Below are 23,535 nucleotides of genomic sequence, written 5' to 3' on the forward strand. Positions count from 1 at the left end.
GGTGATGTTCACCGACTCGTCGTGGCTGGCTCCCGGGGTCGGATGATGGATCGAGGCATACTGCGCCACGCTGACGACGCCGGTCGTGCTGTTGATGGCGACAGCGAACGCCGCCGCCCCACCGGCCCCGCCGATGCGGCCGACCACCAGATCGCCTTCCTTGAACAGGAAGATGCTGGTGCCGGCGGTCGTGTCGAGGCCGGAATCCACGCCGGCGGCGGACACCGCCAGCGAGAATGCCGTCGTGCCACCTGCCTGATCGGTGCCGAACGAGCTTCCGGTGGAGGACACCACCGCGCCTGGGTCCTGCGCGTAGCCGGTCGGGCTCAGATCGGAGCTGACATTGCTGACGCCCGCAAACAGGGCAACAACCGCGGGTGCCGTGGTGTCGTCGGCATCTGCCTGGATGCCCGCGGTCTCGTCATGCGCCACCGTGGGAGCGCCCTGGACGATGCCCGCCGTCGGGCCGTCATCTTCGATCACGATCTGCTGGCCGACGAACTCCGAGGCGGAGTTGGATGTCACGATGCCGAAGCCGCCTATGTCGAAAGTGTTGTTGTCGTTGCTGGGATCGCTATCCGCGTTGCTGACGTTCTCGATCAGCACCCGATTATGGGTTCCGCTTGTCGTCCACTGCACCGTGTCGCCGCTGCTTAGGCCCGTGATGATCAAGTCGCCGTTGGCGTCGATCGAGGCGGCCGGAGTATATTGCGTATTGCCTGTCTTGACGACGACGTTTGTCAGCGAGAACGACGTGATGGCGACGTGCGTGTCGTTGGTGAGCCCGTCGACGAAGTTCACTCCCGACTCCGCGACGGTGGTGAAGGCAGAGATCTTGACGGTCACGGGTCCGATGCCCGGATTGGTCTGGTTGACGGTGAAGGATGCTCCCGTCGCACTGACGACATTCTGGAAGTCGATGTTGGCTTCGACATCGGCCTCGTTCTGGTCCAGATTCGGCACGAGGAAGTTCGTGTTCGTGCCCGAGACGTAGGTGATGTACGCCCCCTCGGTAGGGTTGATCGCGTTGCCGTTGACGCCGAACGAGGTGGTGCTGCCGGCCTGGCTGATATTGAGCACATCCTTGGTCGAGATGTTTCCGCCCTCGGACTGGTTCAATGGATCTTTCCCTATCACCACGATCTGGGTGGAGTTTGGATCGCCGAAGGTCATGAACAGGTTGCTGCCGGAGGGCGCTCCGGCAAAGCCGAAGTTGAGCGTCTCGCTCGCCGCGAGCTTGAGGGTGTTCCCGAGATCGACCGCGTCGTCCGGGTTGGGGTTGCCGCCATGGAAGATCGGAACATAGGTGACAATGTTGAAGGTCACCTGGTCGCTGGTCGCGCCGGCGTTGATCACGTCCTGCTTGAAGACGACGAAGGCGATCGCGTCCAGATTGTTGACAATACCGTTGCCATCGCTGTCATAGCGACCGATCACGGTGTTGTTCCCATCGGCGAAGAGCAGGATATCCTTGCCGCCGAGGGTGTTGAGCCCGCTATCATCGCCATTGAGGGTGCCGCCATTGCCGTCGGTGAACGTAGTGCCGACGAGCTGGGAGCCGGCGGTGGCGTTGACGGTGACCGAGTTCGTCTTGGTCGCGACGCCGATGCTGGCCGGGAACGCGGAATTCAGCCCGAGAGTTGATTCGAGATAGGTCCGGAACGAGGCCGGCAAAGCGGAGTACGCGACAATCGGTGTCCGTAAAGGCATCGTCGACGTTGTCGCCGGTTTGCAGCCCGGTGGTCTGGTCGTTGACGGCCTCGTCGTTGAGAATAAAGCTGATGGTCATTGCTGTGCTCCCCTATCACGTGACGGGGGCCCAGCCCCCAGATGCCGATGCACCCACCCCAGCGCATCCCCTGGCCCACTGAATCTGCGGCCTTCAATCCGTCAATTTGCCGCCAATGAAGTGGGCGCGTCCATTCTCGGTTCGATAGTATTGGGGTGAATGCCCATACCTGATCGAACGATATATATCGTTCGATAGATCAGGCCGGCGCGGGCGCCGCCGGCGATCGCGACGGCATCGAGGTCGATGCCGTCAGGCGGCTTTTCGTTTTGTAGCTGCACCCTGTCGATGCCAGCGGAAAGCGATGATCAGAGCGGGCCGGTTCCTGGACGCTCGGCGCCCTTGCCATGCGACACCCAGGCCAGTTCGGCCCGGCCATCGAGATGCAGCTTCTCGTAGACATGATGCAGGTGCATCTTCACCGTGCCTTCGGATACATGCAGCCGCTGCGCGATGGTCTTGTTGCGCAACCCGCGCGAGACGAGATCGGCGATCTCGGTCTCCCGCCCGGTCAGCCTGGACGTCGGCTGGTGCTGCGGTTCTGGCATCAGCAGTTGCTGGACGATCTTGTTGTCGATCCATTTCTTGCCTGCCGCCACCGCATTCACGCATTCGAGAAGATAGCGATGGCTGATGCCGTCCAGAAGCAGGCCGTCGCCGTCGAGCGCCTGTATTTCCTTGATGTCGAGCCTGCCGTTCGGCTGCACGATGAAGATGATGCCGAGAGCGCTGTCGCAGGCCTTCAGCCGGGAGGAAATACCGGCCATGCGCGGGTCCGCGATATCCAGGCCGACGATCACGATATCGGGCCGATGGCGCTCCACATTGGGGACAATGTCGACAGGACGGCGGCACTGAGCGACGACATCGTGCCCAGCCTTCCGCAGAACCCATTCCAGACCGGCGAGATACACCCCCCGCGGGTCCGCGACAACCAAGGTCGACATGCGAACACCGTCCGGAAACGCAACAAACTTTGTTTCAATACCCGGCAAGTCAGGAAACCAGAGGTTAGGCATTTTGTCAAGCAATCACTAATATAGTTAATGCTATAATATCGACCCGAGGCTGTCGAGCATACCCGAGCGGACACGGCCGCAGGGCTGTAGACCAGGCTGACGCCGCCGGATTGTGCGGCAGTGCATTCCGACGACGATGGGGGGCCGAGGTCGTGGACGCTATGCTCGCAACCGCTGCCACAACTCCCCATGAGTTCGCAGCGCAGTTCATGCATCAGGCAAGCCAGTTTTCTATCAACGATCCCAGGACGTGCAGATCGGCATCGCTCAGTTCGTGGCCAGCAGGCACTGTCAGGGCGGACACTGTGGCATGATGCGCGCTCAGCAACGCCGCAAGACCCGGGAGAAGCGATGCATAGGGGTCATCGCGCCCCTCGATCATCACTATCCGGCAGCCGGACAGATCCGCGTCCGGTCGGGCCTCGAGGACCAAGGAGGGGCGAAGCAGGATCGCGCGCTGGGCCAGGGGCGGATGGAGCAGCATGGCCGCCGCCAGAAAGTTGGCGCCGTTGGAATATCCGAGGAACGCCAGCTTCTCCGGGACAAGCCGATAGCCGCTGATTGCGCCATCCATGAAGGCGGCAAAGGCAGCTGCCTCGGCCCTTATGTCGGCTTGATCGAACGAGGTAGCCGAAAATCGGCGGAACCAGCGCAAGGTGCCCTCCTCGACGCTGCGCCCGCGCACCCCCAGAAAGGTAGCGCGCGGCGCCAGGCTTGCCGCGAACGGCATCAGGTCGGCTTCATTACCGCCGGTCCCATGCAACAGGACGAGCGTTGTGCCGTCAGGGTCGGATGGCACATGGAACCGGTGCACGAAGGGCAGGTCGAGATACCGGATGCGATCCTCGCCAGGCATCGAAAATTGCGGCAGCCGCGTGCGGATGGCGTCGGCCCGCTCGGCGTCGGAAGGCGGAACGAAGAGCACCGAGCCGAGGGTTTCGATGGGTTCATCGACCGTCATCCCGGGTCCGTCTGTTGCGAGTTCGAACAGGGTCTCTCCCGGCTCACGGACATAGAGAGATACGAAATACTTGCGGTCGTGAACATTGGTGACGCTGGAGTTGCGGCTTGCAAGTCGGCGCTCCACCGTCTCCAGGGCAGCAATGTCCGGCGTGCGGAAGGCGATATGGTCGACCACGCCGGTTCCGGGCGCGCCTGGCCAGAAACCGACGGCATCACGGACATCGACAACATCCCCGCTGTCCGAGACAAGGCGCTGCACGGCCCCGGCGTGCTTGAGCGGGCGATAGCCGAAATAGTCCTGCAGGAATGCCGACGTCTGCTCGGCAACCGCCGAGAAAATCGTCGCGCCACGGACGCGGCGGATTGCATCGGCCGGCTCGATTCCTCGGCTGTCGGCCGGTGACGCACGTGCGGGCAGTGCGCTTCCCACGATCTTGACTGCTACACCGTCCGGATCGGTCAGGCGCAGCACTGGCTCGCCGAATTCCTGCGTCAGTCCGAACTGCAGTGACCTCGTCAGCCAGAAGCCGATGCTGCGGGGCTCGACGGAAAGCGCAATTTCGGCGACCTGGCCGAGGCCAACCCGGCCGGGTGATCCGTCCTCACATACGAGGAAGGTGATCAGAGATCCTGGCGAACCGATGCTGTCGCCGTAGCACAGATGGAGTTGCTCGGCGTCTTCGAAACCACCGGTCCGCTTGACCAGACGCAGTCCGAGAAAGCCAACATAGAAATCGACGTTGGCCTGGACCTTGCGTGTAACCAGCGTGATGTGGTGGATGCCCGATGTCATTCGGTCGATGCCTTCCTCAACCGTTCCTTGCCATCATCGGCGAGTGCTGGTCATCCGAGTTGAACAAATTGCTTTGCGGCAACGCCGCCGCCGAATTGCTGGGCACGGCCGCCTTCGGTGATACCACCTAGATCGACTGCGGCGAAGCCGAGGCGCTCGATCAGGTCGATAATGGTGGCCCGTGCCGATGGCTCGTCCCCTGAGGCAAACAGGACACGGCGGCCGCCGGGCACCGCCGGATCGGCCCCAAGGACGGCCGCGGGAACACCTGATCGCGCGTCGCATCGAACCGATCCGCGGTAAGCTCGTCGCCAGCCCGGACTATATCAAGGCGCATGGGGCACCCGAGACGCCGGACGAACTCCTGACCCACCAGACCGTCATGCAAGGGACGGAAACCTGGCAATTCATGGACGGCGACAAAACGATCACCGTTCACCCACAGGGGCGGTTCAAGGCGGATAGCGGCACCGCCCTTGCCGCCGCCGCAGTCGCGGGGCTCGGCATCGCCTCGCTGCCGGATTTCGTAACCGAGAGCCATGTTGCTTCCGGCGCCCTGGTCCCGGTGATGACACGCTATCCGCTCCCCGAGGCCGGCATATTCGTCGTCCGCCCACCTGGACAGCACCCTGCGCGGAAGATCCGCGTCCCCACCGAATTGCTGATCGAACATTTTGGATAGAGCATCGCCTCTCTCGGCCCCGCGACGGTACGGAGCAGGGCCATCGACGGCTTTTGCTGGATGATCCCGAGACACCGGCAACGGACGCCGGAGAGGTCGGTCGTTTCATTTCAGTATGACCAGGTCTATACTTCACGGGGGACAGGCCAGATCGATGGACCGTAAGCTTTCCGCCATTCTCGCTGCCGATGTCGTGGGCTATTCCGCCCAGATGGAACGCGACGAGGCCGGCACGTTCGAGCGCCTCCGTGCTCAACGCAAGGACCTGTTCGAGCCTGAGATTGCCCGCCATCACGGCCATATCTTCAAGCTGATGGGCGATGGACTGCTGGCCGAATTCGGCAGCGTCGTGGACGCGGTCGAATGTGCCGTGTCGTTGCAGCGCGCCCTGGCGGAACGCAACGCCGCCGTTGCCGAGGATCATCGGATTCGCGTCAGGATCGGGATCAATCTCGGCGAGGTGATTGTCGAAGGCGAGGACCGATATGGCGAGGGCGTCAACGTCGCCGCCAGGCTCCAACAACTAGCGGATCCTGGCGGCATCTGTGTCTCGGCAAAGGTCGCAAAAGAGGTTGAGAAGAAGCTGGCTTTCGGCTTTGAGCCGATGGGCCAACAGAAGCTGAAGAACATCGCCGAACCGGTGCAGGCGTACCGGGTGCTGCTCGATCCCGCGGTGGCGGGAAAGCCCATGGCCGTCAATCGACACCCACACTTCAGGCGCAATCTGGCCATCGCTGTTGGGGCCCTTGTCGTCGCAGTCGGCCTTGCAGCAGCGTGGTGGCGACCGTGGGAGCCACCGCTTCGGCCCACCGCTCTGACGGCCAATGCGAAAGCCGACACCCGGCCATCCCTCGTCGTGCTTCCATTTGACAATCTCAGCGACGACAAGGCGCAAGGTTATCTGGTTGACGGTTTCACCGAGGACCTGACCACAGAACTTGCACGCGTGCCCGGCCTGTTCGTCGTATCGCGAAACGCGGCTTCCACCTACAAGGGCACGGAGACAAAAGCCGCTGACGTCGCCGCAGCGCTTGGTGTCCGGTACATACTGGAGGGCTCGATACGTCGGGTCGGCGACGACATGCGTATCAACGCGCAATTGATCGACGGCTCGACCACCGGCCATCTTTGGGCAGAGCGTTTCGACGGCCAGTGGACGGATGTGTTTGCACTGCAGGACAAGGTCGTCGTCAGCATCGCAGGCGCGCTCAAGCTCCGTCTCGTCAGCGCCCAGGGCAAGGCAGATGTCGCGGGCGGCACGCGCAATCCTGCAGCCTACGAAGCTTACCTCCAGGGCATGGAAATCTACAGTCGCCGCAATACTCCAAACGAGTTTGCGCAGGCGGTGCGGTTTTTCCAGCAGGCGCTGGAACTCGATCCGAATTTCGGCGCGGCGGCAGCCTCGCTCGCATGGGCCTATTGGGACATGGACGGGCCGCGGGGCCAAGCTTTGACCGTTTCGGACATCGGTGCGCTGTACAACGTCTACAAGTACCTTGGGGAGGCGGCCAAGCATCCTTCGCCGTCCTACTATCAGCTCGTCGCCAGTTTGCTGGTTCGCGAGCACCGGTCCGACGAGGCAGTCGCGCTTATGTTCAAGGCAGTGGCGCTCGACCCGAGCGATCCCCTGAACTATGTCGGGCTGGCAGAAGCCCTGAATTTCAACGGCAGGCCGGACGAGGCGCGCGACTATCTCGTCGCGGCCAACCGTGTCGATCCAGGCGGCAATGACCATCGGCACTACCAGGCCGGGCTGGCTGAATTTGGCCAGGGTCGTTTCGAGGAAGCCGTCGACTACCTTGAAAGGATCGATCTCCAATCGCCCGATCCATGGCCGAAATTCTACGGCCTGCAGGTGTTGGTTTCGGCCTACGCGCATCTGGGGCGCAGTGACCAGGTCGCGGCCTATAGTGACAGGCTAAGGAACGTCATGCTGGAACGAAAGGATGGTGGGGCAAATCAACTGGTCACGCAGAGGTATTTCGTGTTCAAGAATCCGGCTGACATCGGGCGTCTGCTGGACGGCCTGGACAAGGCCGGTCTGCCGGAGTTGCCGGAAGCGGTCGATCTGGATGCGAAGGACCGGCTTACCGGTTCGGAGATCAAGTCGCTCATCCTCGGTCGTGACCTGCGCGGGGGAGGCGCATGGATAGACAAAGGAACCAGTTGGGTGCAGCAGAACTTCCTGTGCGATGCCATTCCGAAAACTCAGACAACCTGCGGCGCGATCTTCCGCAATCCTGCCGGGACGCCGGAGCGACGCAACGAGTATACGGCAGTCTTCCGTTTCGATCGTTTTGAGTTCTCGGCCGTCAAATAAGGCCGCCCGGGACCTGCCGGCGAATATCAGAGCTGTTCGCGATTTGCTCCTACAGGCCAAAGGTCGCGTTCAAGTCACCCCTGTGCCTGCAATGGCATCGTTCGTCCGGCGCGTTGAAAACGATGTTAGTGTGCGAGCGAGGCATAGTGAAAACGAGGAAGGTCTCATGAATTTCGATGATATCGACCTCAATTTGCTCAGAGTGTTCGATGTGATGATGCGTGAAAGGAGTGTAACGCGCGCAGCCAGCGAATTAGGACCTGTGAGCAGATTGCCCGCATACTCGACAGCCAAGCGCCGCCGGTGAGTTAATCGCTTGCTCGTCTGCGGTTAAGCAAGGCCGTTTAGCCCACCTCCCAACAAGGTCGCCGTTATCATAGCGGCGGCCTCACCGTATTCTATGCGAGCTACGACCGAGTAGATAAGGACTCCCATGACTTCAACCGCAGCTATTGCGGCAAGGCGATCCTGAGTTGACCACGGCCGATGCCGGGTCGGAGACCGATGCGCCGGATTTCGCAGCAAGCGGCAGCATTTCCAAATGTGCTTGTGGGCGGATTTGGGCTGTTTTATGTATGGCTTCAATAGGAGACGATATGAGTGTTCCAAATGCTGATCAAACTATAACCGCAGGAAAGCTGGCGGAATTTGTAGCGAAGTCCGTAGAGGCCGCGCGCGCGGTGGAAGGGCCATTTTACCATCTCGAGTTCGACCGGGTCTTTCCGGAGGATGTTTATAAATCCATGCTGGCGGCGCTGCCGGTGTATGCGGATTACCGACCGATGCACGGCCGGTCCAAACAGCGGGATGCGATGGGTGCGTCCACGCGGGTGAAGATCGATCTCTTTCCGGAAAACATCCGACATCTGCCGTCGGCGAAGCGGACGGTGTGGAACGTGGTTGGCAAAGCGCTTTGTTCCGAGCCGGTGAAGAACGCTTTCCGTCGCCGACTGGCACCGGCGATGGGGCGACGGTTCGGGCCCGGCTTGGCCGAGGTGGGCATGTTTCCAATCCCCATCCTAACGCGTGACATTCCGGGCTACGAAATTCCGCCGCACACGGATACACATTGGAAGGGCATCACGGTGCAGCTTTACCTGCCACCAGACGAGGCGCACACCAACATCGGGACGATCTTTCACGAGGAGCTGCCGGGCGGCGGGCTGGCGAAAAAGATGCAGATGCGTTTCGCGCCGAACACGGGCTATGCTTTCGCGGTAGACAAGGACACGTGGCACTCGGCGGACATAGTGGGGCCGGAAGTGACAACACGGGACAGCATCCTCCTGACGTATTTTGTGGATAGCGGGTTGCTGCGCATCCTGCGTAACCGGGGGAAACGGGTGGGCAACTTTATCGGCAACGAGATCCGGAATTTGGGCTGGTTCATACCGGGCACATGAGTTGGTAGCCGCGTTTTATGTCGAAGACCGAGGATCGCCGACTGATGCCTGAACCGACAACGGGAAGCCGCGAGTGGCTGGACCGGCTTGACCAGCAGGACATCTCCGACTTCGCCGCCATCCGCGGCGACGAAATCATCACCAAGCCCGGTTGTTCATCGGGCCGGGCTCGTCCAGCCGGCGCGCCGCGAAGGCGCGCCCGAGGGGCGCCGCCGGCGGTTCATCGGCAGGCGTGGGGTGGGAGTGACTTGTGGCACTGTACTTCGGTCTTCCGCTTGCAGTGCTGCCATGCTTAATTCGAGTAAATTCACATCAAATTATAGAGTTGCCACGTGATACCAATCTACATTGGGTATGACCCACGCGAATCCCGAGTTCTGGACGTAGCGCGATGGAGCGCCTACCGGCGGACAAGCACGCCGTTGCAGATACAGCCACTCGTGCTCAAAGACCTTGAAGCGCAAGGAATCATGAAGCGACCGATGGTGGTACGTGATGGCAAGCTCTGGTGCCCGATTTCCGAGGCACCGATGTCGACCGAGTTTGCCATATCGCGCTTTGCCGTTCCGTTCATGAGGCAAGGCGGCTGGGCCATGTTCTGCGATTGCGACGTCCTGTTTCTGAAGGATCCAGTCAAGCTGCTCGACCTGGTCGATCCTTCCTACGCGATTATGGCGGTCAAGCACCAGCAACGCGAATCCGAAGCGGTCAAGATGGACGGACAAACGCAGACGTTCTATCGCCGCAAAAACTGGTCGTCGGTCGTTTTGTGGAATCTGGATCATCCGGCCAACAAACGGCTGACCAACGAGATGCTCAATACGTGGCCCGGACGTGACCTCCACGCCTTCAAATGGCTTGAGGACCATGAGATCGGGGAATTGCCTCTGGCATGGAACTACCTCGTAGGGGCTTCAGCTACCGAACTCGACCCCGCCGATGTCTCGCTGGCGCACTACACGCTCGGCGGTCCTTGGTTTGCGGGCTGGTCCGGCGCCACGCAATGGGACGAATTGTGGAGCCGAGAAGAGAGCATTCTGCGCGCGTTTGAGGAACATGCGGTTCAGATTCCCGCATGAAAACTTCGCTTTCGGACCTCTTGCCAACCTTCTCAAAGCCAATTCTTCGCTTGCCCAGTGTCACCGGTCCCGCCTTGGTGATGGGGGCAGCGCCGAATTTTCGCCTCCCGCAGGGGCATGATGCCGATTGGGGACTGGTGACGGTCAATGCTTCCCAGCTTTTGGCGGAAACCTTCGGTCTCCCAGTTCCCGACATCGCCGTGCTCCGCCGCGGCATTTTGGTCGGCCGGGACGAGCAGGATTTTTACAAGCGCGATTTGTTGAAAGGACGGCAGGCAAAGCATCTTATCATCCCGATTTGGCCGGACGTTGAAGACAAGCTGATAGCCGGTTGTCGCACCTTTGATTATCGCTATGGCACCTTGCAGGCGCTTACAAGATGGCAGCTTGCCAACATCGTCTGGCGGCTTAGCGGCAAATATCATGTGTCGCGCGGCTGGCACCGGAAAATCTCAACCGGAGCCTTCGCGATCATGCTGGCGCGTTTCGCCGGTTTCGCTCCTGTTGTCGTCAGCGGGTTTTCGCTGTCCCAAGCCGGGCATGGATACGACACCCGAAATGCCTTTCGATATCATGCCGACGAAGATGCGGATTTGCTTCGACGGGTGGTGAAAAGAGGCGAGCCAATCTACGCAGAGGATAGAGACTTCGCTGCAGAAAGTGGATTGCCCTTGTGGCAGGGACAGATGCCATGACGACGACAGACGACCTTGCTTCGCTGTTGAAAAGAGGGATATCCATTAGCCGGAACCGTGAGCTCGATTGGACGTTGGGCGCCCACCAATGACCAATTTGACCCGCCCTTCGTGAGGTCGATGTGCTGAATATCTCGATGGCTGATCGGCTGGCTATCAAGTCCATTCTCGTTATTCAGACGAAGTTCATCGGGGATGTCATTCTGACCTCGGCGCTCGTGCGAAATCTGCGCCTCGCTTACCCAAACGCTGCGATAGCCATGCTTTGCGCTTCTGGCCTGCGAGACTTCGTAGTCAGCCAGAATATCGCAGACGTGGCCATCGGATTCGACCGTCGAGGTGCTGGTAGAAGTCTGCCTCAGCGAGTGAAGGAATATTCAGGCTTGGTCGCTGACCTGCGTCGCCGAAAATTCGATCTCACCATTGACGTAACCGACTCGAAGACATCACGGATATTGCACAGGTCAATCGGCGCCCCCCTGCGCGTTGGATACAATCCCCCGGAAAAGCCCATGAAATTTTGGGAAGTTCAGCCTGCTAATATATTTGCTGAAACCTTCGGCCATGGAGGCGCGCACTACTTGTACCGATATCTGTCCCCGCTTGAAGCGCTTGGGATAGAATTGCGAGAAGTGACACCGAGGCTTGAACCCACACCAGTCGGGCGAAGCGCATCTACCCAGATTCTGGCGCAAAGCAATCTGGCCGTAAAGGCTTTCGTCGCAGTACACGCTGGAGCAAGGTTCGAAGGGCGGTGTTGGCAACCTGAACGGTTCGCTGCAGTAATCGACGAGGTTTATGCAACCAAGGGCCTGCGGTCATTGCTGATTGGTGGACCTGATGAGAGCGCGACCGCGCAAGCTATATTGAATGCGGCAGCGTCGCCATTGGTGAGCGTTGTTGGCAAAGCCTCGCTTGAGACACTAACAGCATTGCTTTCGGATGCATTTATCTTTCTGGGAAACGAGAGCGGCCCAATGCACCTGGCTGCGTCAGTCGGAACTCCGGTTGTGGGCCTGTATGGCCTGACGCCCCCCGACATCTGGGGGCCTTTTGGGGTGCTTCACCGCACCGTTGAGCCGCCGTTGCCTTGCCAGTGTGTTGCGCCCGGATTGTGCAAACCCGACAACCCGGGCGGCGTCTACTGCGTTCATCGACTACCAGTTGCCAAGGTTGCTCAAGCGACACGAGACTTGATAGACGCAGTGAGACAACTGGCCAATAAGACGGCCAATTGACCTCCAGCCATGACCGGCCCGCTTGAAACCGTGAAGAAGGCCCTGCAGGCCTATGTCGACAAGGATCGTGCACGTCCGGCGACGTCAGCTTCCAGACGCTAACGCGACCTTGTGCGCTCACCGATCAATGCCGCTTCGCCTCGGGCGCTGGCCTTGCTACCCAGCTAAACGCTTGGCAGAAATTAGATTGCCAACTATCGAACAAGAGGAAGTCTAATCCGGAACGACGCACCACCGTGATCCTGATTTTTCGCACGCATCAGCCCACCGTGCGCCTCGACAATGTTGCGCGCGATGGATAGCCCCATGCCCATGCCTTCCGCCTTGGTGGTGAAAAACGGTTCGAAGACCTGTTCTAATTTGTCGTCGGGAATGCCCGGTCCGCTATCAGACACGGACAGCTCGGCAAACTCTTGGTCGCGCGAAGTCCGGATGCTGATGATGCGATTTTCGCTCGGCGTCTCCTTCATCGCGTCGATCCCGTTCACCACAAGGTTCAGAATGACTTGTTGAAGTTGAATGCGGTCGCCGAGTATCGGAAGCGCATCCGGCGTGATCACGCCAAGAAGTTCGACTTTTCGCCCGCGAGCCAACGTCGAAAGAAATTCGACGGTTTCCCGCGCAAGGTCGTTGAGATCGAGACTTTTCAGTTCAAAAGGTACCTTCTTCAGGAGGCTCCGCATCCTCTGGATGACTTCGCTGGCACGCTGGTCATTCTCCAAAATATCGCTCACGATTTCCCCGAGTGCAGCGATATCGGGGCTCGATGATTGCAGGATAAGTTCTGCGGATTCGGCGTGGCTCATTATAGCGCCGAGAGGCTGGTTTATTTCGTGGGCAATTAACATGGTCAGCTCGCCAGCGGTCGAGAAGCGATTGACATGAGCAAGCTCTGCCATGCGCTGCCGCGACTGCACTTCGGCTGCTTGACGCCGACGATGTTCATTCAACAGGATCAGGATAAGCCCGGCCTGTAGCAGAATAGCCGCAGTAATAAGGGAAATTTGCCAGGAATACCGTTCCCACGCCGTTGGCTCCCGAAACAAGACTTCGCCCCCGGGGGGCAGGCGGCTCTCGCTAATGTTCCAGCGCTGCAGCTGTCGCCAATCGTATTTCGGTGCTGAGAATTCGATTGGAGGAACCTTGATGTCACCTGCCTTCTCACCTCCCAATATCCGGACCGCGGCATCCGCCGTCGCTCGGGCACCCTCGGTCGGTGAAGACATCGGGCCGCCAACAGCTTGACCGTTGAAAAGAGACTCGTCGAACGTGAAAATGGGAGCGTTGGCGACCTCATAGATGCGCTTCAATGGATCCTTGTCTCCATAAACGGCACCTGCGCCGTCCACCATCATCTGCTGGTAAAAGATTGCACTGTCGGGCGGCAAACTGGCAACCTTCTTCAGGATCTCCTCGAACGGCCGCTCGTTGTAAAAGATCAATTCAACCTTGTTGTCTAGCAGTGGCTTCAGTTCCCGTTGCACGTCGCCGATCCAAAATCGCTCAGGGGGCGAGTTCCCGATTATCATCGCGATGGCCTTCGTCTCCGGCAACAGCCGTAGAATGTTTTCGACAAGGGCGACGTGATCGACGCGCGTGCCAACCACGGCGTCCCGCTCGGACAACATGGATTGTCCAACCCGGCGCACTTCGACAGCCGCAAGCAGCATCGGCGTTGTCGGAAATAGGTCTATTCTCCGTTTCTGGACGAAGCGAGCCGCGGGTGCACCTATTGCGACGATCAAATCGAGCCGTCGTGTTGCGTAGAGCGCCTTGAGATATTCACCAAATTTGGCCTCAGCAGCGTCGTCGCCATCCCGAGCCGTGACGAGGGAATCTTCTTGGATGTCCAGCGGCCAAGGCGACTGTTGGTTCAGTTCATCGCGGATTTCCCTGGCCCATGTGGCCCACGGCTGGAAACCCCGGCCATACGAATATAGGAACAGGATTTGCTTCGGCTGAACGGAAGGCTCGCCAGACCTAGGCTGAGCGGCAGGCTCGCCAATCGAGACCAAAAGAATGACGGCGGTGGCGATCCACCTATTGACCAGCCAATTCATCATCAATGAGCCCGATGCGACTACACGGCCTCTATCGGTGGCGATCAGTCCATCCATGGTTGCGGGCGCCCGATTGGAGCATCCAAGGTGCCTGACATCCACCCGATGACGAGCCAGTAGAGCCTAGACTGCCGTTATTGGTGGGGATTAGCAAGATGAGCCCGGCCATGTGGGCTGGCCGCACCAACCGAGACCGCAGTAGGTCAAGAAATCCCTTGCCAGCGAGGAGCCGTCCACACATGCCCGAAGTGATCTGGTGGATGAGGCCGCAACAGCGATGCTTGCACTGGGCGAGGCGCTGTCCCGGGGGGTTGATCTGCTTGGCAGCTTGGGAAACGACCGCCAGTTTGCGGTCAGGCCACGGCCACTGCAGGTACTATTGCGATAGCGCCGGTTGCATGTACGATGTTGCTGAGGCTTTCAGAGGGCAAGATGTTGACCGAGCAGGGCTTCCTCCGAGCCTCGATTGTCGCGACGGTAGGCGTCGCGGCGTTCGGAATCGTCTTCGGCCTGCTGTCCGGGTCGTTCTCCATCGCTTTTGATGGCGCCTATTCTCTTGTCGATGCCGGAATGACGATTTTGGCGCTTTGGGTATCGAGCCTGATCGTACGATCGGCAAAGGCCGACGCGCTGTCGGGCAGGCTGCGCAATCGATTCACGATGGGGTTCTGGCACCTGGAGCCTATTGTGTTGGGCCTTAACGGCACCTTGCTGATGACGGTCGCTACCTACGCCCTCATCAACGCCGTGATCACCATTGTGTACGGCGGCAACGAGCTGCGCTTCGGTGTCGCCATCGTCTACGCCGCAATCACGTTGGTGGTCTGTATAGCCATGGCTATGGCCGGTGCGCGGGCAAACAGGAGACTGCAGTCAGACTTCGTTGCCCTGGACGTTAAAGCCTGGACGATGTCGGCGGGAATAACCTCGGCACTTCTGATCGCATTCCTGATCGGACAGGCGGCGGGCGGAACGCCGCTTGGCTGGATCTCTCCATACGTGGACCCTGTCGTACTGGCGCTGGTCTGCCTCGTGATCATTCCTATTCCCGTCGGGACGGTGCGCAAGGCCCTGTCCGAGATCCTGCTCATCACCCCCGTGGATCTCAAGGCCCACGTCGATCGGGTGGCCGCCGAAATAGTGCAGCGCGAGGGGTTCCTGTCCCATCGGGCATACGTCGCCAAGGTCGGGCGGGCCACGCAGATAGAGCTTTACTTCATCGTGCCGAAGGACTTGCCCCCGAGGACCATCGAGGAGTGGGACCGCACCCGCGACCAGATCGGCGCGGCCATCGGGGACGAAGGCCACAATCGGTGGCTGACCATCGCCTTTACCGCTGACGTCAACTGGGCGGAGTGAAAGCCGGGTGGCGCGCCAGACCGATGTCGGGCATCGCGTTGTGCCAGGTCAGCCCCGCACCTTCCGGCCCAGGTAGCAAACCTCCTCGTGAAGCTTCGTGTCGCTCGGCTTCATCGGTATCAGCAGGTAGCTATCCTCGGACACCGTCATTGCCTGTCCATTCTGATGGGCGAACGCCTGTCCTTTTGGCAACAGCTTGAAATTGCTTGCCTCACCCGCATACCGGAAGTCGTCGAATTCCTTCGTGACGACCGAATACATCTCGACGATCTCCGCATCGACGGCCGCCGGACGAGGATCGTGCCCGATCATGCCCAGGAGGGACAGCAGCGAAATGGCAGCCCGATAGGCGACATCGTTTGAAGATTTGTCGAAGTGGCTACCGGATTCCAGAGTCGCTGACATTGCGCCTCGCGCATTGGCGTAATTCTCGGTATCGCCGCCGATGGTCCCGCTCGAGAACTTGCTCCAGCCGGTCATCATCTTTGGTATTCCGAGATGCCGATAAAACTCGACGGCGTCTTGCTCGGCGACCAGAAACGGTTCGTTTGCGATCGGCGCGGAATGGAAATCCAGAAAATAGTCGCAGCTCTCCAGCAACGGCTTAAGCTCCTGCGTCCGTTGGAATTCGTAGGAGCCGCGGTCGATCTCTGGTCCATAGTCCTCGCGAAACATGCGGTTCATGTTGTGTTTGACATAGCGGCACTCCGCAGCGATCGCGCGCTCGTTCGCGCGGGCAAGTGTCAGGGAGCCGCGCAGCAAAAGTCTCGTGCCCCCGAAAAGGTCATAGAGGACTTTCTCTATCGCATGAATGCCACTGACCTCGTCTCCATGAATGCCGCAGAACATGACGACCCGCGGGCCAGCCGCGTCGCAGTCTATCCGCACTACGCTCTGAACGTGCGGATCCCTGGAAATCAACATGGACCGCCTCCTGTCGAACTTGCGACGCCATGACGTGTCGGGCTTCGATTCGACTGGGCACTACTGCCGATCGGCCAGTGCAGCAAGGGTCTGGGCTGAAATGCTACTGTAACTTACGTCGATATGGTCCGCGTGCAGGGAAGACCAATCTTGCGGAAATTTGCTGCAAGGTTGACGTTCAGGTCATGACAATCCCAAACTCTGACACGCTCGGACTGCCACGTCACCCGGTATCGACTGGCGCGAAACTGAAATGCGGGCGGGTCGGCAACTCCGGCGCCGCAGCGATGGCCGCGATACCCGCAGGCTCCAGCCAGCCGCAGCCAAATCTTCGAGCGAGGTAACCGATGTCCTCTGGACATGCAGTGTCCTCCAGGCGGGTGCTCGAACCCATCGAGCGCATATCCGAAGTGCTTTTCGGATTAATCATGGCATTGGCCTTTACCGGGACTTTGAGTGTTGTAAGTGACCGATCTGAGGTGCGCACCACGCTGGTCGGCGCGCTCGGCTGCAATCTCGCCTGGGGCCTCGTAGATGCCATCATGTATCTGATGGGATGCCTCGCTGACCGGGCCACAGAGCGGCGCATAATTGCCAAAGTGCAGCAAGCCGCCACCGCCGAAGAGGCGAGGACCGCTATCCTGCAGAACCTGCCTTCCGCGGTAGCGTCGGCATTGACGGACGCCGATCTCGACAGAATGCGTGCAGCACTGTTGAAGGAGCGGATGCCAGGCGAGTCGATGGGACTCAAGCGCGAAGACTTGCTGGGTGCGGTCGCCGTCTTCCTTCTTGTTTTCGCCTCGACGATCCCGATCGTAGTGCCTTTCCTGTTCCTGCAGGACGCTTGGACCGCGCTTCGAATCTCCAACGCCATCGCTGTGGCGATGATGTTGTTTGCCGGCTACGCGTTTGGACAACTGACTGGGTACAGACCATGGCTGACTGCCGCTGCCATGGTTCTGCTCGGCTGCTTGCTGGTCGCCCTGACTATCGCGCTGGGCGGATGAGGGCCGGGGGCCGCGATCTTGCCGTGAACAGTGCGTCGGGACCGAGCGCAGATGTAGTACAGTAACATACACCCCGTTCCTTGTTTAGGTCGTCTGACCTGCGCAACAACCTTTGCCGGCGCCGCCATCGAACGGCGTCCAGCAAGATGCTGCGAACGCCAGGCATTGGGAGTGGACGGTGCACGAGGTTGAAGGGTTCCCAATTGCGATCATCGATGAAGATTACGAAGGCAAGAACGCTGCTGGACGGGGCATGCAGCAGCTCGCTGCCGCAATCGAGAAAGAAGGCTTCCGCGTCGTCGGCGGCCTTAACTACGAGGATGCCCGGCGACTTGTCAAAATCTTCAACAACGAATCCTGCTGGCTGATCTCCGTCGACGGATCGGAAGACGTCGCGACGCGATGGCAGGTGCTTGAGGAAGTGCTGGCGACCAAGCGCAGCCGCAACGAACGTTTGCCGATCTTCCTCTTCGGCGACGAACTCACCGCGGAGATGGTCCCGATCAGCGTGCTGAAGCACGCCAACGCCTTTATGCGGCTCTTCGAGGACTCGCCCGAGTTCATGGCACGAGCGATCGTGCGCGCGGCGCAGCTCTATCTCGAGGGACTTCCCCCGCCGATGTTCAAGGCGCTGATGGAGTATACATTGCAGGCCAGCTACTCCTGGCACACGCCCGGTCACGGCGGCGGCGTCGCGTTCCGCAAGAGCCCGGTCGGGCAACTCTTCTATCAATTCTTCGGCGAGAACACCTTGCGGTCCGATATCTCCGTATCGGTCGGTAAGCTAGGCTCGCTTCTCGACCACACCGGTCCGATCGCCGAAGGCGAGCGCAACGCCGCCCGCATTTTCGGGGCGGACGAGACACTGTTCGTCGTTGGCGGCACGTCGACGGCCAACAAGATCGTCTGGCACGGGACCGTGAGCCGCGGTGACCTGGTCCTGTGCGACCGCAATTGCCACAAGTCGATCCTGCACTCGCTGATCATGACGGGCGCCGTACCGATCTATCTCATCCCGTCGCGCAATGGTCTTGGCATCATCGGCCCGATATCGAGGGACCAGTTCACGCAGCAATCCATCAAGAAAAAGATCGCGGCAAATCCGTTCGCCAAGGGGAGCAACGGCAAGGTCCGCCTAATGGTGATCACGAACTCGACCTATGACGGCCTCTGCTACAATGTTGATGCGATAAAGAAAACGATCGGTAGTTCGGTCGAAGTGCTCCACTTCGATGAGGCCTGGTACGCCTACGCCAATTTCCATGAATTCTACGACGGCTATCACGGCATCTCGTCCGCTGATCCGACCCGATCGCCCAACGCGATCACTTTCGCCACGCATTCGACGCACAAGCTTCTCGCTGCCTGGTCACAGGCGTCGATGATCCACGTCCAGCATGGCGAGAACAAGCGGCTGGACATGGCCCGCTTCAATGATGCCTTCATGATGCACACGTCGACGTCTCCGCAATACGGCATCATCGCGTCCTGCGACGTCGCCGCGGCAATGATGGAGCAACCGGCGGGCCGTGCTCTCGTTCAGGAGACGATAGAAGAGGCGCTGAGCTTTCGTCGCGCCATGACGGCGGTCAGAAAACAAGTCAAGGACTCCTGGTGGTTCGACGTGTGGCAGCCGGACGCCATCGCCAAACGGCCAGCCGAGAGCAAGGCGGAGTGGGTCTTGAAGCCCGGCGGTCGATGGCATGGCTTCGAGGGTCTGGCCGAGAACCATGTGCTGGTGGATCCGATCAAGGTCACGATCCTTAGCCCGGGGTTATCGGCAAACGGTGACATGCAGGAACATGGCATCCCGGCAGCGGTGGTCGTCAAATTCCTGTCGGCGCGACGTATCGAGATTGAAAAGACCGGGCTCTATTCCTTCCTTGTCCTGTTCTCGATGGGCATAACCAAGGGCAAGTGGAGCACGCTGGTAACCGAGCTCCTCAATTTCAAGGAGCTGTACGATGACAACGCGCCGCTGAAGAATGTGCTGCCTGCGCTGGTCGACGCGCATCCCGCAGACTACGGCGAAATGGGCCTCAAGGACCTATGTGAACAGGTGCACAAGGTCTATCGCCAGGACAATCTGCCGAGGGCGCAGCGGGAGATGTACACGACATTGCCGGAGATGGCGATGAAGCCGTGCGATGCCTATGAGAACCTCGTGCGTGGCCGTGTGGAAAGCGTTGAGATCGACGGGCTGATGGGGCGCACGCTCGGGGTGATGGTGGTGCCATATCCGCCGGGCATTCCGCTGATCATGCCTGGCGAACGCCTCACCAAAGCTACCAAGTCGATTCACGACTACCTGCTCTACGCGCGCGATTTCGACACGAAATTCCCCGGTTTCGAAACGGATATTCACGGACTGCGCTTCGAGCCGACGCCGAGTGGCCGGCGCTACCTTGTCGACTGCATAGCGAACGAGGTGAGCGATGATCCCGCGTGACGTCAAATCACCAACCACTGCGATCCCCTTCCACAAGCTTCTCAAGATCGTCGCGATTGTCGACGAGAAGGACCCTCAGACAAAGAAGCTTCTCGACCACATAGCCGCTGAGAACTTCGAGATCGAGGTTAGCAACAACCTCCAGCGCGACGTCTCCGAGGATGCTTCAGTCGGTGCCTATATCGCGTTGGTCGATGGAGATCGCCTGAAGGGTACCCGCAAGCTCGCCCTTGCTGTCCGCGGAATTGGATTTCGGACGCCGCTGTGGGCCTTGGCAGACTCCCACCAGATTTCGGATATGGCTGTCCTCGACCTCACAGGGCAGGTCGACGGATACATCTATCTGGGTCAGCAGACGCCGGCCTTCTACGCCAAACAGGTCATCGCCAGCCTCCTGATGTATGGACGAACGCTGCTGCCACCCTTCTTCGGCGGGCTGATGGCTTATGACGGTGAGGCCAACATTGCGTTCGATTGTCCTGGGCATCAGGGAGGCCAGTTCTATCGGAAGTCTCCGTCCGGGCAGCTGTTCTTCAAACATTTCGGCGAGAGCATATTCCGCAACGACCTGTGCAATGCCGACGTCGATCTGGGCGATTTGCTCATCCACGAAGGCCCGGCAGTAGAGGCGCAACGCTTTGCTGCACAGGTGTTCGGCGCCGACAAGACCTATTTTGTGCTGAACGGGACTAGCACCTCCAACAAGATTGTGGCGAATGCCGTGCTCAGGCGCGGGGATCTGGTCCTGTTCGACCGCAACAACCACAAGTCTCTTCACCAGGGCGCGCTGGTCCAGGCCGGGGCCATCCCGATCTTCCTGCCGACAGCGCGCAACGCCTTCGGCATGATTGGCGCCGTCGATTGGGAAGCCTGGGACGAGGACTATTTGCGCAAGCAGATACGCGCAAATCCGCTCCTGAAAGATCCTGAGCGCGCCGATGCGGAGCGCCCCTTCAGGCTGGCCTGCATCCAACTCGCGACCTATGACGGAACCGTTTACAATGTGCGCAAGGTCCTTGAGAAGATCGGCCACCTCTGCGACTACGTCCTCTGGGACGAGGCGTGGATCGGCTACAACGCCTTCCACCCGCTGTTTGAAGACCACAGCCCCATGCGGTTGGAGAAGCTTGCTCCGCAAATGGCGGGTCTGTTTTCCACGCAATCTGTTCACAAGCAGGGTGCGGGATTTTCGCAGGCGTCCCAAATCCACAAACGGGACGACCATATCCGCGGCCAGCGCAGATATGTCGAGCACAAGCGGTTCAACGAGTCGTTCCTGATCAATGCCTCGACCTCGCCGTTCTACCCGTTGTTCGCCTCGATAGAAGTAAATGCCAAGATACACGAAGGCAAAGCCGGGGAGATGCTTTGGGACCGGTGCATTGCGCTTGGAATCGAATGCCGAAAGAAACTTCGCGAATTCTGCCAGTATTACAAGGAGAACGGTCGGGACGAAGAGGAGAAGTGGTTTTTCGACCCATTCGTGCCCGATCGGGTGACGATCCGCGATTCCAAGATCACAAAGGACGTTGCCAACGTTCCCTGGGAAAGTCTGCCTACCGATATACTGAAGCGCGAGCAGCAATGCTGGAACTTCAAACCCGAGGCCAAGTGGCATGGCTACGCGGGCTACGTCGACGGCTATGCGATGGTCGATCCCAACAAGCTGGCGTTGGTGACGCCCGGCATCGATCGCGCGACCGGCAAATACCTGAACTTCGGCGTCCCGGCGACCGTGGTCGCCAACTACCTGCGCGAGCAGCGCGTCGTTGCCGAGAAGTGCGACCTGAACAGCGTCCTCTTCTTGATGACTCCGGCGGAGGACGAGAGCAAGCTCAACACGCTGATAGCCAAGCTGGTCAAGTTCAAGAACCTTTGGGATCGCGATGCGCCGCTGGCCGAGATCTTGCCCACCGTCTGTGCGGCAAACAGTCAGCGGTATGCTGGATACACGATCCGCAAGATCTGCAAGGAGATGCACGATTTCTACCGCTCGGCGAACATAAAGGAACTTCAGCGGCAGTGCTTCAGAGCCTCGAGTTTCCCGGAATTGGCGATGCCCTCCAAGGAGGCTTATGAGGCACTGGTCTCGAACGATGTGGACTACGTCGCTTTTGACAACATCAAGGACCGCATATCGGCCACGCTTGCGCTGATCTACCCGCCGGGGATTGGCGTGGTGGTCCCGGGCGAGCGCTGGGATGAGAAAGCCCGGCCGATGCTCGATTACTTCCTTGCATTCGAGGAGTCGTTCAATCGCTTTCCCGGATTCAATTACGAAGTGCAGGGCGTCTACCAGGAGAGGATCGACGGCCGCATCAAGTTCCACACCTACGTGGTCAAAGAGTGAGGGCCGGATCCACACCGGAGGAGGAGCACCATGCCACAAGAACCGCAGCCGAAACGCATGAATTTGATCCAGCTGACCTTCATCGTGGCGGTCAACATGATGGGCTCCGGCATTATCATGCTGCCAACCAATATGGCAAAGGTCGGTGCGATATCCCTGCTGTCGTGGATTGTCACGGCGCTCGGTTCAATGGCAATCGCGTACGGCTTTGCCCAGGCCGGCCTTTTCAATCAGCGTCCGGGCGGCATGTCGGCATACGCCGAGGATGCATATGGCAAGTCGGGGTACTTCCTCGTCTTCATCCTGTATTTCCTGTCCCTTGCGATCGGAAACGTCGCCATCGGCATATCGGCTGTCGGATACCTGTCGTCGTTCTTGCCCGCGCTTTCGGCGACGCCGGTGGCGACATGTGTCAGCCTGATCTTCCTGCTTTGGCTTACGACAGTTGCCAACTTCGGCGGCCCAAGCATAACCGGGCGTATCGGGTCGATCACGGTTTGGGGCGTCATTATCCCGGTGGGCCTGCTGTCTGTCTTCGGCTGGTTCTGGTTTAGCCCCAGCACTTTCGGCGCGGCCTGGAATCCGCACGGGCTGAGCCTGGGTGAGGGTATGGGCTCCAGCATCGCGCTGACGCTTTGGGCTTTCCTGGGGATGGAATCTGCCGCCCAGAACTCCGCCGCGGTCGAGAACCCAAAACGTGACGTGCCTTTGGCATGCCTGTTCGGAACGCTTGGGGCCGCAGCGATCTACATTTTGTCGACCACTGTGATTCAGGGCATCGTGCCGAACGAGGAACTAGCCAAGTCGACCGGGCCGTTCGGCCTGGCCTATGCGCATATGTTCAACCCGTTCGTGGGATCGATCATCATGGCTCTGGCCGTCATGGCATGTCTGGGCTCGCTGCTCGGCTGGCAATTCACGATCGCCCAGACCGGCAAGGCGGCGGCCGACGAAAGGATGTTCCCAGCATTCTTCACCAAGGTGAACCGCATGGGGGCGCCGGTTACCGGCATGATCGTGATGGCTGTCGTGCAATCGCTGCTCGCACTGATGACGATCTCACCGACACTAAGCGAACAGTTCGCAGCGTTGGTGAACCTGGCGGTCGTCACCAACGTGCTGCCATACATCATAGCGCTATCGGCTCTCGTGATCATGATGAAGTCGGCAGGCGTGTCCGGATCGAAGTACGCATTCAACGTGTTCATCGTGACGGTGGCGATGCTCTACAGCACCTATGCACTCTACGCCTCGGGCCACTCGGCGGTGATGGGCGGCATGCTGGTGACGGCGCTCGCTTTCATCATTTGGGGTTTCCTTGCGCCTCGTTTCAGCGGGCAGGCAGGCACGCCGGCGCGTGCAGCGGCAGCCTGAACTGGGGCATGGCAATGCGCTCGACAGGAGG

The 23,535-nt window shown here is 59.7% G+C and carries 15 protein-coding genes and 1 pseudogene; 11 read left to right on the forward strand and 5 right to left on the reverse strand.

Annotated elements, in window-relative coordinates:
• From AC1D2G_RS33410 to AC1D2G_RS33420, 3 genes are all read right to left on the reverse strand, one after another.
• Nucleotides 1-1,710 (reverse strand): DUF5801 repeats-in-toxin domain-containing protein (locus tag AC1D2G_RS33410; RefSeq protein ID WP_477419390.1); only part of this gene is annotated, 1,710 nt, incomplete at its 3' end.
• A 387-nt stretch (nt 1,711-2,097) separates the two neighbouring features.
• Nucleotides 2,098-2,736, reverse strand: a complete 639-nt coding sequence (locus AC1D2G_RS33415) for a response regulator transcription factor (protein ID WP_477228325.1) — start codon at nt 2,734-2,736, stop codon at nt 2,098-2,100.
• 286 nt (nt 2,737-3,022) lie between these two features.
• Entirely contained in the window at nt 3,023-4,564 is a 1,542-nt protein-coding gene (locus AC1D2G_RS33420) for a VOC family protein (protein ID WP_477419392.1), read from the reverse strand.
• A 265-nt stretch (nt 4,565-4,829) separates the two neighbouring features.
• On the opposite strand from AC1D2G_RS33420, the pseudogene AC1D2G_RS33425 reads away from it, so the two are divergent.
• The 6 genes and pseudogenes from AC1D2G_RS33425 to AC1D2G_RS33450 form a co-directional block, all read left to right on the forward strand.
• A pseudogene (locus AC1D2G_RS33425) lies at nt 4,830-5,246 on the forward strand (LysR substrate-binding domain-containing protein); the annotation flags it as partial.
• A gap of 154 nt (nt 5,247-5,400) precedes the next feature.
• Nucleotides 5,401-7,566 (forward strand): tetratricopeptide repeat protein, encoded by a 2,166-nt coding sequence (locus AC1D2G_RS33430; protein WP_477419394.1) that lies wholly within the window; start codon nt 5,401-5,403, stop codon nt 7,564-7,566.
• A gap of 596 nt (nt 7,567-8,162) precedes the next feature.
• Nucleotides 8,163-8,969 (forward strand): hypothetical protein, encoded by an 807-nt coding sequence (locus AC1D2G_RS33435; RefSeq protein WP_477228323.1) that lies wholly within the window; start codon nt 8,163-8,165, stop codon nt 8,967-8,969.
• A gap of 440 nt (nt 8,970-9,409) precedes the next feature.
• A complete protein-coding gene (locus tag AC1D2G_RS33440; protein ID WP_245331086.1) occupies nt 9,410-10,048 on the forward strand; it encodes a hypothetical protein in 639 nt (212 codons plus the stop codon).
• Nucleotides 10,045-10,743 carry a hypothetical protein gene (locus AC1D2G_RS33445; RefSeq protein ID WP_477419396.1) on the forward strand — a complete coding sequence of 233 codons (699 nt, stop codon included), beginning with the start codon at nt 10,045-10,047 and terminating at the stop codon, nt 10,741-10,743. Before AC1D2G_RS33440 ends, AC1D2G_RS33445 begins: the two co-directional genes overlap by 4 nt.
• Nucleotides 10,744-10,880: 137 nt before the next feature.
• Entirely contained in the window at nt 10,881-11,981 is a 1,101-nt protein-coding gene (locus AC1D2G_RS33450; protein ID WP_477419398.1) for a glycosyltransferase family 9 protein, read from the forward strand.
• Nucleotides 11,982-12,175: 194 nt separating this feature from the next.
• On the opposite strand, the gene AC1D2G_RS33455 is transcribed toward AC1D2G_RS33450, so the two are convergent.
• Nucleotides 12,176-14,098, reverse strand: coding sequence for a sensor histidine kinase (locus AC1D2G_RS33455; RefSeq protein ID WP_477419399.1), 1,923 nt, complete (start codon nt 14,096-14,098; stop codon nt 12,176-12,178).
• A 375-nt stretch (nt 14,099-14,473) separates the two neighbouring features.
• Between AC1D2G_RS33455 and AC1D2G_RS33460 the strand changes: the two genes are divergently transcribed.
• Complete coding sequence (locus AC1D2G_RS33460; RefSeq protein WP_477419401.1) at nt 14,474-15,400, forward strand: cation diffusion facilitator family transporter; 927 nt, start codon at nt 14,474-14,476, stop codon at nt 15,398-15,400.
• A gap of 48 nt (nt 15,401-15,448) precedes the next feature.
• Here the strand turns inward: AC1D2G_RS33460 and AC1D2G_RS33465 are convergent, their stop codons facing one another.
• Entirely contained in the window at nt 15,449-16,324 is an 876-nt protein-coding gene (locus AC1D2G_RS33465) for a hypothetical protein (protein WP_477300209.1), read from the reverse strand.
• A gap of 428 nt (nt 16,325-16,752) precedes the next feature.
• Between AC1D2G_RS33465 and AC1D2G_RS33470 the strand changes: the two genes are divergently transcribed.
• The 4 genes from AC1D2G_RS33470 (at nt 16,753) to potE (ending at nt 23,504) form a co-directional block, all read left to right on the forward strand.
• The gene (locus AC1D2G_RS33470) at nt 16,753-17,331 is read left to right on the forward strand and encodes a VIT1/CCC1 transporter family protein (protein ID WP_477419403.1); all 579 of its coding nucleotides are present in this window, start codon (nt 16,753-16,755) and stop codon (nt 17,329-17,331) included.
• A 178-nt stretch (nt 17,332-17,509) separates the two neighbouring features.
• Complete coding sequence (locus AC1D2G_RS33475; protein ID WP_477419405.1) at nt 17,510-19,780, forward strand: Orn/Lys/Arg family decarboxylase; 2,271 nt, start codon at nt 17,510-17,512, stop codon at nt 19,778-19,780.
• Nucleotides 19,767-22,130: an ornithine decarboxylase gene (gene speC, locus AC1D2G_RS33480; RefSeq protein WP_477419407.1), complete on the forward strand. Its 2,364-nt coding sequence runs from the start codon at nt 19,767-19,769 to the stop codon at nt 22,128-22,130. The genes AC1D2G_RS33475 and speC overlap by 14 nt, the downstream gene beginning before the upstream one ends.
• Before the next feature lie 30 nt (nt 22,131-22,160).
• A complete protein-coding gene (potE, locus tag AC1D2G_RS33485) occupies nt 22,161-23,504 on the forward strand; it encodes a putrescine-ornithine antiporter (protein WP_477419409.1) in 1,344 nt (447 codons plus the stop codon).
• The last annotated feature ends 31 nt before the right edge of the window (nt 23,505-23,535 follow it).

This window comes from Mesorhizobium sp. P2_C7, assembly GCF_056404515.1.